An 11,988-nucleotide genomic window follows, 5' to 3' on the forward strand; every position below is an offset into this window, starting at 1 on the left:
GAGTCATTCTGCTCCTCGCGCATTCGAGCGCGCTCATTTCACGACTGAATCTGTTCACTTAGAGTCACTCGAGGCATCTCATCATGGCTAAATCGATTATTTTCAACGAAGACGCCCGCCGCGCCCTCGAAGCCGGGATCGACGTCCTGGCGGAGGCTGTTGCGGTTACCCTCGGTCCGAAAGGGCGCAACGTCGTGCTGGAGAAGAAGTTCGGCGCACCTCAAATTATTAACGACGGCGTCACCATCGCCAAAGAAATCGAACTGGAAGACCACATCGAAAATACGGGCGTTTCCCTCATTCGCCAAGCAGCTTCCAAAACTAACGATGCGGCTGGTGACGGCACCACCACTGCAACCGTGCTAGCCCAGGCCATGGTCAAAGAAGGTCTGCGCAATGTGGCGGCTGGCAGCAATCCCATTTCCCTCAAGCGCGGCATCGATAAGGCCACCACTTACTTGGTCGGCCTTATTGCCGAGCACGCCCGTTCAGTGGAAGATTCCAAGGCGATCGCTCAAGTGGCCACGATCTCTGCTGGCAACGATGAAGAAGTGGGGGCGATGATTGCCGAGGCCATGGACAAAGTAGGCCGCGAGGGGGTTATCTCCCTAGAAGAAGGCAAGTCCATGACCACCGAACTGGAAGTCACCGAGGGGATGCGCTTCGATAAGGGCTATGTTTCTCCTTACTTCGCCACCGACACCGAGCGCATGGAAGCCGTGTTGGAAGAACCCTATATCCTGATTACCGACAAGAAGATTACCCTCGTCCAGGATCTAGTGCCCGTGCTGGAACAGGTGGCTCGCGCTGGCAAGCCCCTGATGATTATTGCTGAGGACATCGAGAAAGAAGCATTGGCCACCTTGGTGGTCAATCGCCTGCGCGGCGTGCTCAACATCTGCGCCGTCAAGGCCCCTGGTTTCGGCGATCGCCGCAAGGCCATGCTGGAAGACATCGCCGTGTTAACTGGCGGTCAGGTCATCACCGAAGATGCTGGCCTCAAGCTAGAAAGCGCCAAGCTGGAACAATTCGGTACAGCGCGCCGCATCACCGTCACCAAAGACAACACCACGATTGTGGCTGACGGCAACGAAGCCGCTGTGAAAGCTCGCTGCGAGCAGATCCACCGTCAAGCTGAGGAGACCGAGTCTTCCTACGACAAGGAGAAGTTGCAGGAGCGTTTGGCCAAACTGGCGGGGGGAGTTGCCGTGGTCAAGGTCGGCGCTGCCACTGAAACCGAGATGAAAGACCGCAAGCTGCGCCTGGAAGATGCCATCAATGCCACCAAGGCAGCCGTGGAAGAGGGCATCGTACCTGGCGGCGGCACCACTTTGGCTCACTTAGCCCCCGATCTGACGGATTGGGCCAATACCAATCTGTCGGGTGAAGAGCTGAGCGGTGCGATGTTAGTCGTCCGCGCCCTGGGATCGCCCTTGCGTCGCATTGCCGATAACGCCGGTCAAAATGGGGCGATTGTCCTGGAGCGAGTCAAGGAGAAGGACTTTGAAACCGGCTACGACGCTCAGGATAATCGTTACACCAACATGTTCGACGCCGGTATTGTCGATCCCGCGAAAGTGACCCGTTCTGCACTGCAGAACGCAGCTTCCATCGCTGGCATGGTTCTGACTACCGAAGCGATCGTGGTTGACAAGCCCGAACCCAAGCAAGCAGCTCCTGCTGGCGGCATGGGCGGCGACTTCGACTACTAAAGCCCGCGATGGTTGGCATTTTCGCCAATCTCGCTAAACCTTCATACTCCCGGCTGTTAGTGGCCGGGAGCTTTTTGGGTTGGAAATTTTCCGATTCGTGCGTGCCCCTATGCTTAGGAATGCCGCTCGGCAGAAACTGTATGGATTGAACGACTAAAATCGGAGGGCGGCACACTCAATAATGCCAAATTATATCCAGCCCAGGCTAAGCCAAAGGCAAGCGACATCGTCGATTCTGGTGCCTGACTGACAAAGTACTTGACGATACCGATGACGATCGCGCCGATCGTCAGCAGAATCACTAGTGCTTGCGGTCCAAACGAGAGTTGAGAAGACCTGCGAGCCAATGGCAGCGTGCCTTTCAAAGACAGAACCAGTGCTTGAATGGATTGAAAAAATTGCGCTCCTGTCTGGCGCTCCGCTTGCCATGCCGATCGCCATCGAGCTGGACTGAAGGAGGCCAGCCACGCCAGCCGACCGACGATCGCATAGGGCAAAAACCAGGCAAAGAAGCTGCGATCGAAGGCTGGAACCGGTGTTTGACCGGTCCATAAAAACCAGATGGGCACGAAAAAGTACAGCAGTGCTGCTAGGCCCCCACCACTCCACAGCCCCAGCCACACATACTGAAATCGCTGAGCCTGCGACACGGACACCTGCCACCAAGGCAGCAATCGCAGCGAGTGTAACACCGCCAGTAACATCATTAAGCGATTCCGCAGCGGCAATAGTCCTCCCACAACGCCACTGGCGCGGCAAATATAGGATTTCCAACCGCGTATGTGTAATTCCGTCCCCAACCGAACGGGATAGTCCAGATCGATGGCAGGTAACTCAGCTAAAGCGCGGCGGCGGAAGATCGCGCCACTGCCCAATAGCGGTGCAGACTCCCCCCCTGTTTCCCCAATCGGAATTAGGTGCTGGAGGGGGTGGATCGCGCGAGGCTGGCTCGCTTGCCGCAATAGGGTTTGCACAAATCCTGTCTTGTTGGCGATGGGAGCACGTTCGATGCTGTCGAAAAAGTAGGGCAGCGATCGCTTCAGTAATTGCCGATCTGGACTTTGACCGGGCTCTAACAGCAAAAGGTAGTCCCCAAAGGTGGAGTTCTCTGCGAGTACGAATGCGAGCGCAGTAGAGCGATCGCCAGTGTGGGCAATGTAGTCGCAGGGCACCGAGCTGGCCCCCTGCTGTAATGCAGGATCGGCCCCGCAGTCGACAATGCGGACAAACAGTCGATGCCAGGGATAGTCGAGCTGGGTGGCCTCGCGAGCCGTTTGGGTAGTGGCTTCCACAGATTCCTTCTGCCGCAGGATAAAGATATCGACATAGGGCAGCTCCGCCAGCGATCGCTCTAACGCTGGAAACAGGGTATCGGGAGCGCGAAACCAGCCTAGCTGGCTCAGGCTGAACCCAATTGCCCCTAACAGGGTTAGAGCTTCTGCCGCTAAAAAGATCCAGGAAAAGACAACACGATCGGTCGACATGCCGCGACTGATGCGCCAAGACAGATAGGCAACCCCCAACACGAGATGGGCGATCGCCAGCAATACAAATAGATAAAACCGCAGCGGCGGCGGAAAGTTGTTCCTTGCTTTCAAACGATTGCCCCGCACCCGATCTCCAGTTTGACTCACTGTTTTTCTGCGACCTCTCACACTGCTGCTTATTTTAATGCTGCCCGTGCCCCTCACTTCCTTTACGCTATGGCAACAGAGGAAGCAGGCAGTTACGCTATGGCAACAGAGGAAGCAGGCAGTTACGCTATGGCAACAGAGGAAGCAGGCAGTTGCGCGATCGCGATTGAGAGCGGCCAGATAAAAAAGCCCCCAAAAAGCTTTGGGGGCTTCGATCGAGCTTGTTTGGATCGTTAGATCCTGGAAACAGACTGCCGTTAACGCAGTTGCTTCATGCGCAAAGCGGGTTCGCTCTCGCGCTCGATGCCTTTCTCAAAACCAGCCACAGCAGCGCGGGCACGACCGGCATGCCACAGGTGACCGACAAAGAAGAAGAAGCCCAGAATAAAGTTATGCGCAGCCAGCCAAGATCGAGGGCTCACGTAGTTCACCGTATTGATCTCGGTAATAATGCCACCCACAGAGTTCAGAGAACCAATAGCAGGGTGAGTCATGTACTCTGCCGCACGGCGAGCTTGCCAAGGTTGAATGTCATTCTTGAGCTTGCCGATATCCAAACCATTGGGGCCGCGCAGGGGCTCTAACCAAGGAGCTTCAACGTCCCAGAAGCGCATGGTCTCGCCACCCATGATGATTTCGCCTGTGGGAGAGCGCATCAGATATTTACCCAGACCGGTCGGGCCTTGAGCCTGAGAAATGTTTGCCCCCAAACGTTGGTCGCGGACCAAGAAGGTAAAGGCTTGAGCTTGAGATGCCTCGGGTTCAGTCGGACCGTAGAACTCGCTGGGATAGACAGTGTTGTTAAACCACACGAAGCACACAGAAATAAAGCTCATCAAAGAAACAGCCGCCAAGCTGTAGGACAGATAGGCTTCACCCGACCAGACAAAGGCACGACGGGCCCAACCAAAAGGCTTGGTCAAAATATGCCAGACGCCACCACCGATACAGATTAGGGCGATGTAGATGTGGCCGCCAACTACATCCTCTAGGTTGTTGACGCTGACAATCCAGCCTTCGCCACCAAACGGAGATTTGACGAGATAGCCAAAGATCGTCGTCGGATCGAGAGTTGGATTAGTAATCAGGCGAACGTCACCGCCACCCGGTGCATTGGTGTCGTAGAGACCGCCAAACCACATCGCCTTAGCCACCAGCAACAAGGCACCCAATCCCAGCAGGATCAGGTGAATGCCGATGATGGTGGTCATCTTGTTCTTATCTTTCCAGTCGTAGCCGAAGAAGGAAGAATATTGTTCGAGGGTTTCGGGACCGCGCAGAGCGTGGTAAATGCCGCCAACACCCAGAACGGCAGAAGAAACTAGGTGCAAGACACCCACAACAAAGTAGGGGAAGACACTCACCACTTCGCCGCCGGGGCCGACGCCCCAACCCAAAGATGCCAGGTGGGGAATCAAAATGGCGCCCTGTTCGTACATGGGCTTGTTGGGCACAAAGTGAGCCACTTCAAATAGGGTCATTGCGCCCGTCCAGAACACAATCAGACCCGCATGGGCGACGTGTGCCCCCAGCAAACGGCCAGAGAGATTAATCAGGCGTGCATTACCGGACCACCAGGCGAAACCGCCTTGGGTACGATCTCGCAACGCCGCCGAGTCAAACGCGACAGTCACAGGAGAGAACCTCCACGGAAGAAGTACAAACAATCAAGTCTTAAATTAAGAATAGGGCAAACCCGGTCGGGGCTTGCCCTGATGGTGGGCTCTACTTACAGAGCGTTACCGCGAGGCAGAACCTCTTCGGGGAAAACATAGTTGCGCTGAGGCTGGTCCTGAGGAGCCATCCAAGCGCGAATCCCTTCATTGAGCAGGATGTTCTTGGTGTAGAACGTCTCGAACTCGGGGTCTTCTGCCGCCCGAATCTCCTGGCTGACAAAGTCGTATGCCCGCAGATTCAAGGCCACACCCACAATGCCAATCGACGCCATCCACAACCCCATCACCGGCACAAACAGCATGAAAAAGTGCAGCCAGCGCTTGTTGGAAAAGGCAATCCCGAAAATCTGACTCCAGAATCGGTTCGCCGTCACCATCGAGTAGGTCTCTTCCGCCTGCGTGGGCTCGAAGGCGCGGAAGGTGTTGGCCGAATCTTCATCTTCGTACAAGGTGTTCTCCACCGTCGCGCCGTGAATGGCACACAGCAGCGCACCCCCCAGCACGCCGGCCACCCCCATCATGTGGAAGGGATTGAGCGTCCAGTTGTGGAACCCTTGCAAAAACAGCAAGAAGCGGAAAATTGCCGCCACCCCAAAGCTGGGGGCAAAAAACCAGCCCGCTTGCCCCAAGGGGTACATCAAAAACACCGACACAAACACCGCAATCGGCGCGGAGAAGGCGATCGCGTTATAGGGACGAATCCCCACCAAACGAGCCACCTCGAACTGACGCAGCATGAAGCCGATCAGGGCAAAAGCACCGTGCAAGGCGACGAAGGTCCACAGACCGCCGATTTGGCACCAGCGGGTGAAGTCCCCTTGGGCTTCGGGACCCCACAGCAGCAGCAGGGAGTGACCCATGCTTTCAGCCGGGGTGGAGACGGCCACCGTCAGGAAGTTCGCCCCTTCGAGATAGGAGCTCGCCAATCCGTGGGTGTACCAAGAAGTTACAAACGTTGTACCGGTCAGCCAACCGCCGATGGACAGGAACGCACAGGGAAAAAGCAGCAAGCCGGACCAGCCTACGAAAACGAAGCGGTCACGCTTGAGCCAGTCGTCCATGATGTCGAACCAGCCCCGGCTGACTTGACCGCGACCCATTGCGATGGTCATAAGATTTCCTCTCTTAGCTCAAGTCAAACAAAAGATAAGAATGCAATAAAGCAAGACTTATAAGGTATTTATATAAATAGCCGGATTCTTACGAAATATCAAGAGGCAATACTTTTCCCTAAGCTTTTCCCCCTGCGATTTACTTATTGAGTAGATTTACTTATCTTGGTCGGGTTTTAGAGAGCCTGTACGGGATAGCGCGTCCAGATACCTTGGTTTTCTTAAGGTATTCCTCAATTATTGTCACCAATCTCCCCGACAGTAGAGATGAATTTATGTAAAGCTGCAGCTCGCGATAGGATGGCGTCAGTCAGTGGGCTGGACCTGCCCGAAACTGCAAGGGATTTAAGCTGTGATAGCGGATTTGAGCTGTGATGATTTCAATGCCTGCGAGAGTGCGCAAAATGTTGAAATTCACACCTGCAGTGTCGATCGCGATCGCCTGCACGATCGCACTTTTGACTCTGCCAGCTACTGCCCAGCGGCTGCGAGATCTGACGTTTATGGTCGATCGCATCTACGAGCGGCTGCCGGATCTGCCTCGAGAAAATAACTATGTCAGCTTGACGGGCAGATCCGCCCCCGAGAGTACCTGGGTCAAGCGGCTGTTTTTGTACCACATTCGCACTCAGGGACGGCTGCCAACGAATCGGTTTGATTGGCGTTTGACCTTTGCAGATTATTTAGGTGCCAATGTGCCTATGTATGCCTCGCAATATCCTGGAGCCGACAGCTTCTTGACGAATCCTCTCAGCGGCGATCGCGATCGCTTTCAGGCGTTGAGCCGTCAAGATCGCAACAGGCTGCTCGCCACAATTTTGGACATTTACGAATCGCCCGATATTATCAATCCCCTCCAATTAGCGGTAACCGGTGCTACAACAGCGGCAATTGATACCTCAGCAGGCTCAACTCCCATAGAGGACGAGTCGAATGAAGGCCCAGCGGAGGAGCGCTCGCCCACTCGCACCCTTGAAGTGGTGGAGCCCGGTGGCGCTGAATTATTAAGACCTCGGTAGAGCGGGCGGGCGTGAGTCAATTCTTCAGTCAACTGCACGACACGACCTTCCTCTCGGGGGCAGGTTGGCGCGTGGGTTGGCAGCCGCAGCGGGGGGAGTTTTGTGCTCTGGTCGGAGCCGATACTTGGGCGCTGGAACTGACGCAATCGGAATGGCAGGCATTGGGTCGGGCATTGCGGGCGATTCAAATGGCGATCGCCGCTGCGCGAGAGACATTGATGGAGGCAGAAAGTGTCACGATCGAGCAACAGACTCAAGAGTTGACCTTGATTGCAACAGGCATTCCCCCCCAGTTGGATTTGTACTTGCAGCTACACCGCCGCAGGGGCGCAGAAGGATTTTGGCGGAGTGAGGCTGTACCGTCGTTAGTGGCTGCTGTCGAGCAATTATTTGAGGAGAGTGCAGCAACGTCGACAGATTCTGTTTGAGCAATTCCTTTTTGACCAATCCCGAGGGGTCGTCTATCTTAGCGTTGGTGTTGTTCGAGCAAAATAGTCAGCCATGAACCCCGCACAAGTCCGAGAGCTTCTCGCCCAGACATTTCCCGACGCCAAGATTTACGTGGGGGATTTGACTGGTACGGGCGATCACTTTCAGGCAGAGGTGGTGAGCGATCGCTTCACGGGCCTCAATACGATTAAGCAGCATCGCTTGGTATACGGTGCCCTGCAAGCGTACATCGACAGTGGCGAGCTTCACGCTCTGCAGCTCAAAACCTATTCGCCCCAGCAATGGCAGCAAACGCGAGTGCAAATCGAAGGCCCTTAGACCCAGCCCAGCTCGTCGAGCACTAATGTAAACACGACAGCAGCCGTCATAATAAGCAAACAGTTTGGCAAAGAATGGCCGCGTGCGGCAGAGTAGGCACCTGCCAAGCCCGCGCCTACACTGGCAGACATAACGCGGTTTTTGAAGGATGAGTTTTTGCCAGGATCGGTGTTGTTATACATGTGTAAAAATGTGTATGTGTGAAATTCAAGAGTTTTGAAGGGAGATCGAGCATGACTCGCTCGCAGCCAATCGCTCGCCAACGGGTCGCTCGCCAACGGGTCGCTCGCCAACTGGCCAATCGCTCGTGCAGCAAGCAAAGCTAGTCATGCAGTGAACTGGCTCAACGTATCACCGGTTACCTAGCAGTACTGGAGAGTCTCAACAATTCTTCAATCCAAGGGCACAATGCCGACACAATTCTTCAGGGTTTGCCTAGGCCGAGCGGGGGCGATCGCTCTGCGCCACCAGAACTCTAATGGATTTGCAGCTTGCTCGAGATGGATTTGAGCCGCTCGTAGTCATCTCGCAGCAGAATGGCTAGCGATCGCCCGGCCCCTAAAAGCCATTGACGGCGGGCGAGATCGGACTGACTAGTTGCGGCACAAGCAGCAGCACTGCATCGCAATACAGCGGCGATTAGCTCGTCGGTGGGTGCCCTCTGAACCTGCAGCAGAGTGCGCAAAAAGTCGGTGTTGCGACAGAAACGGGCAATCTCGATGTCGTCGCAGCGGAACACCCCCTGATGAATTTGAGGGGGACGGGGGGGCAAATATTGAAAAGGGGGCAGCAAACCGCCTCGCCGTTCGGAGGGTTCGAAGCCGAGCACGACCACCCGAAACTCGGTGCGCAACATAGCGAAGATTTGGGGCTGCTGCGCTTGCAGTTGCTCGGTCGTCAGCCCTAACGGGCGGGTGCGATGGACGGTATCGATAGGCAAGGTGGTGGTGTGGCAGACGACGCCATAAATATCGTTATGGGCTGCTTCATCTGAGGCACGCAGCCAACTGCCCAGAGCAGGCATAGTGGGGAAGCTCAGATCCTCGGGGGCAAAGCATTGGGCGACATACTCGGTGGTGCTGGTTTCAATCACTTCGCCCAAGTGTTCGGGCGATCGCGGTACGGAGGTGGCAGGCAGCGGAACTCGCATGGCTTCGAGCAGGTTAAGAAATCTGGCGGGCGTTCTCCCCAGCCTAGCTGCCATCGGTGCGGGAGGCTTGCAACCGAGCGCGGACCGCAGCGGATCGCTGGGAACCACCGGTGAAATTGCTGTTCTCCTGAGAGAGCGGTAGAATGCCGATCGTGACAGCGCTTGTTCTCCCCATCTCGTCAATCGGTTTGGAGATTGGGCGGGCAGCGGTCTGAGTTTAATCGAACACTCAACTCACTCAACCAAAGTCCTATCGAAGCGAGGGTATTGCCCGTGAGTATTGTTTCCAAGAGCTGGAAGGCGATTGTAAACCTGCTTGAAGATGTGTCCACCTTACCGGTGACCAGCGCCCACTGCGACATTCCCTGTGGCGTGTACGAGCCCGACACGATGTTCTGGGCAGCTGAAACGGTGCTGAAAATGCACGAGAAGCTATCAGCGCTGGAACCGCCTGCGGCTGGCGACGCGGCTGGCAAGGTGGCTTACGACCAAACCGTCAGCCGCATGACCGCCGTGAAGGAAGAGTACGCCCAAAAGTGCAAAAAGGAGTTGCTCATCCTGTGGACGGATTACTTCAAGCCCGAGCATTTTGCGAAGTATTCCGATCTGACCGACAAGATTCTCAAGGCCACCAAGCAGTGCTCGACCGTCAAGCGCGGCATTGATGTGGCGGCGGCTGAATCGTTGAAGGCAATGGTGACTGACATTGGCAATATCTTCCGCGCTACAAAGGCTGCTTGAGTCTAACTGGCCGATCGCGAGATATGTCGTCAAGGGGGGCAGCATGCTGCCCCTTTTGGCTGAGGGCGATCGCCTTCTCCTGCTCAAAACTCGCAGGGTTCGCCTGGGGGATGTCATCGTGTTTCGAGGCGATCGCCGCCATTATCTCAAGCGCGTGTCTGCGCTCCCCGGGCAAATGGGAATGTGCTGGGGGACCGCCATTCCCCTCGATGCTGGCGAGTATTGCGTGCTGGGGGACAATCTTGCAGAGAGTACCGACAGTCGTCAGTTTGGCCCAATCTCGGCCGATCGCATTGTGGGGCGGGCAATTTTGAAGTATTTCCCGACCATCGCCTGGATTGAATCGCGATCGCAGATGTCAGACGGGAACTCGTTTTAGGCAGGCTTCGGTCACGCTAAGCCATCCCCGTTCGAGATTCTCCAGTAAATAGCCGCCTTCTAAACCGAACATGCAGCGAGGGGTAACGTCCAAACACAGGGCAGCCATTGCGCCAAAAGCAGAGGGGGGGAGTTTGATTTCCGCGAGGGGATCTCCTTCACCGCAGTCAAATCCGGCACTAACCAATAAGACGTCGGGATTGAAGCTCTTGATGAAGGGCACAATCCGAGTTTCGACAGCGACCTTGTAATCAGCCCAGGTGGACCCAGCAGGCATGGGAACGTTGCAGATATTGTTGTGGGCACCGGTTTCCTCGGCTTTGCCCGTGCCGGGGTAGAGGGGGGATTGGTGGATGGAGGCGTAGGCGGTGTTGGGATTGTCCCAGAAAATTGCTTGGGTGCCGTTGCCGTGGTGAACGTCCCAGTCAAAGACGGCGACTCGGTGAATATCGTCTCTGTCCAGGGCATTCAGGGCGGCGATCGCCGCGTTGGCAAACAGACAAAATCCCATTCCTTGGCTGGGTTCGGCGTGGTGACCGGGGGGACGACAGAGGACAAACGCCGGTTGGTTGGTGGCGATGGCAGCGCGCGTGCCTTCGATCCAGGCACCGACGGCCAGAAGAGCGGCTGCGTAGCTCTTGGGAGAGACGGGGGTATCGGGGTCGAGCATGCCGCCGCCGGATTCGGCTAGGGTTTTGACGGTCTCGATGTATGCGGGCGGGTGGACGCGGGCAATATCTGCGAGGCTGCCTGCCGGAGGTTCCCGCCATTCGAGTAGATCGCAGAAAGGGGCAGTTTTCAAGGCTTGGACGATCGTGGTGAGGCGGGCGGGGCGCTCGTAGTGATCGGGACCGGTGAGATGTTCGAGGAAGGTGTCAGTGTAGTAGACGGGCAACATGGCGCAGGGGTTAAGTTCTACAAAGTTCGGGACTATCGTCCTGGGACAGGAGGCGAAGCGGTTATTTTGCTTGGGTCTGAATTCGATGGCTCTGCATTGCCCTCACCCCCGACCCCTCTCCCGAGGGAGAGGGGAGAAACAGTCTGAAACCCTTTTGAAATCTCCTGTTCGGCTCCCCTTGGGCCAATTTTGGGGGAAGGGGCTAGGGGATGGGGACGAGATGCTTGTCGAACTGACGTTGCTTGGGGTTTGTGCCATGCTACATCGCATTCGGATAGCTGCACCCTAGATCGTGACGCAACAGAATTAACCCGATCGCCGTTTCAGTTCGTCAGCGACCTCCCGGACAATGGCGTCAGGGGGACGATCGATCGGAACTGCGATCGCATTATCCGGGACTTCTAGAGCTGCAAATTGACTGTCGAGCAGATCTGCTTTCGCATAATGGCCCTGACGCTGTTTGAGGCGGGCTTTAATTGTGTCGTAAGAACCCTGCAGATAAACCAGATGGACGTTCGGACAATTTTGGAGGAGGCGATCGCGATAGCTTGCTTTGAGTGCCGAGCAAGCTAGGACGATGGAACGGTGCTGCTGGAGTTGAGTTTGGATGAGTTGGCGCAAACTGTCGAGCCAAGGGGCGCGATCGCGATCGTCGAGGGCGATGCCCCGCGACATTTTGGCAAGATTCTCGGGCAAATGAAAATCGTCAGCATCGTAGAATGTCCAGCCGAGTTCTCGGGCAAGCAGTTGACCGACCGTCGTTTTTCCCGACCCCGAAACGCCCATTATCAACACAACCGTCACGACTGGCCCTCTATTTTTCTGCAGGAAAGTCCCCCAAACTCGATAGTCTAATCGAAGGCAGGATCGCCCCTGGGGCGGTCTCGATCCGAATGAATC

At 55.9% G+C, this 11,988-nt stretch carries 14 protein-coding genes; 6 read left to right on the forward strand and 8 right to left on the reverse strand.

Annotated elements, in window-relative coordinates:
* Window positions 1–83 precede the first annotated feature (83 nt).
* On the forward strand, window positions 84–1,712 hold the full coding sequence (gene groL / locus SYN7336_RS11600; protein WP_017326110.1) for a chaperonin GroEL: 1,629 nt from the start codon (window positions 84–86) through the stop codon (window positions 1,710–1,712).
* A 113-nt stretch (window positions 1,713–1,825) separates the two neighbouring features.
* Here the strand turns inward: groL and SYN7336_RS25535 are convergent, their stop codons facing one another.
* The 3 genes from SYN7336_RS25535 to psbD all read right to left on the reverse strand — a co-directional run bounded on the left by SYN7336_RS25535 (window position 1,826) and on the right by psbD (window position 6,134).
* Window positions 1,826–3,346, reverse strand: a complete 1,521-nt coding sequence (locus SYN7336_RS25535; RefSeq protein ID WP_017326111.1) for a hypothetical protein — start codon at window positions 3,344–3,346, stop codon at window positions 1,826–1,828.
* Between the two features lie 257 nt (window positions 3,347–3,603).
* Window positions 3,604–4,980 (reverse strand): photosystem II reaction center protein CP43, encoded by a 1,377-nt coding sequence (psbC, locus tag SYN7336_RS11615; RefSeq protein ID WP_017326113.1) that lies wholly within the window; start codon window positions 4,978–4,980, stop codon window positions 3,604–3,606.
* 95 nt (window positions 4,981–5,075) lie between these two features.
* The gene (gene psbD / locus SYN7336_RS11620) at window positions 5,076–6,134 is read right to left on the reverse strand and encodes a photosystem II D2 protein (photosystem q(a) protein) (RefSeq protein ID WP_017326114.1); all 1,059 of its coding nucleotides are present in this window, start codon (window positions 6,132–6,134) and stop codon (window positions 5,076–5,078) included.
* 404 nt (window positions 6,135–6,538) lie between these two features.
* Here psbD and SYN7336_RS27965 point away from each other — a divergent pair, with 404 nt between their 5' ends.
* From SYN7336_RS27965 to SYN7336_RS11640, 3 genes are all read left to right on the forward strand, one after another.
* Window positions 6,539–7,153: a hypothetical protein gene (locus SYN7336_RS27965; RefSeq protein WP_051039806.1), complete on the forward strand. Its 615-nt coding sequence runs from the start codon at window positions 6,539–6,541 to the stop codon at window positions 7,151–7,153.
* Between the two features lie 11 nt (window positions 7,154–7,164).
* Window positions 7,165–7,581, forward strand: a complete 417-nt coding sequence (locus SYN7336_RS25545; protein WP_017326117.1) for a DUF1818 family protein — start codon at window positions 7,165–7,167, stop codon at window positions 7,579–7,581.
* Window positions 7,582–7,654: 73 nt separating this feature from the next.
* Window positions 7,655–7,921: a BolA family protein gene (locus SYN7336_RS11640; protein ID WP_017326118.1), complete on the forward strand. Its 267-nt coding sequence runs from the start codon at window positions 7,655–7,657 to the stop codon at window positions 7,919–7,921.
* Here the strand turns inward: SYN7336_RS11640 and SYN7336_RS32685 are convergent.
* From SYN7336_RS32685 to SYN7336_RS32690, 3 genes are all read right to left on the reverse strand, one after another.
* Window positions 7,918–8,052, reverse strand: a complete 135-nt coding sequence (locus SYN7336_RS32685; RefSeq protein ID WP_017326119.1) for a hypothetical protein — start codon at window positions 8,050–8,052, stop codon at window positions 7,918–7,920. The genes SYN7336_RS11640 and SYN7336_RS32685 overlap by 4 nt on opposite strands.
* Window positions 8,053–8,396: 344 nt before the next feature.
* The gene (locus SYN7336_RS11655; protein ID WP_017326121.1) at window positions 8,397–9,071 is read right to left on the reverse strand and encodes a hypothetical protein; all 675 of its coding nucleotides are present in this window, start codon (window positions 9,069–9,071) and stop codon (window positions 8,397–8,399) included.
* A gap of 43 nt (window positions 9,072–9,114) precedes the next feature.
* Window positions 9,115–9,246, reverse strand: coding sequence for a hypothetical protein (locus SYN7336_RS32690; RefSeq protein WP_255346716.1), 132 nt, complete (start codon window positions 9,244–9,246; stop codon window positions 9,115–9,117).
* A gap of 98 nt (window positions 9,247–9,344) precedes the next feature.
* Between SYN7336_RS32690 and sodN the strand changes: the two genes are divergently transcribed.
* Complete coding sequence (gene sodN, locus SYN7336_RS11665) at window positions 9,345–9,812, forward strand: superoxide dismutase, Ni (protein ID WP_369791874.1); 468 nt, start codon at window positions 9,345–9,347, stop codon at window positions 9,810–9,812.
* Window positions 9,778–10,191, forward strand: coding sequence for a S26 family signal peptidase (locus tag SYN7336_RS11670; RefSeq protein ID WP_227498646.1), 414 nt, complete (start codon window positions 9,778–9,780; stop codon window positions 10,189–10,191). Before sodN ends, SYN7336_RS11670 begins: the two co-directional genes overlap by 35 nt.
* Here the strand turns inward: SYN7336_RS11670 and SYN7336_RS11675 are convergent.
* Window positions 10,171–11,088 carry a histone deacetylase gene (locus SYN7336_RS11675; RefSeq protein ID WP_017326125.1) on the reverse strand — a complete coding sequence of 306 codons (918 nt, stop codon included), beginning with the start codon at window positions 11,086–11,088 and terminating at the stop codon, window positions 10,171–10,173. The two genes, SYN7336_RS11670 and SYN7336_RS11675, sit on opposite strands and share 21 nt — an antisense overlap.
* 306 nt (window positions 11,089–11,394) lie before the next feature.
* Complete coding sequence (locus SYN7336_RS11685) at window positions 11,395–11,892, reverse strand: gluconokinase (protein ID WP_202951157.1); 498 nt, start codon at window positions 11,890–11,892, stop codon at window positions 11,395–11,397.
* Between the last annotated feature and the right edge of the window lie 96 nt (window positions 11,893–11,988).

The organism is Synechococcus sp. PCC 7336, from assembly GCF_000332275.1.
Classification (GTDB): domain Bacteria; phylum Cyanobacteriota; class Cyanobacteriia; order Thermostichales; family PCC-7336; genus PCC-7336.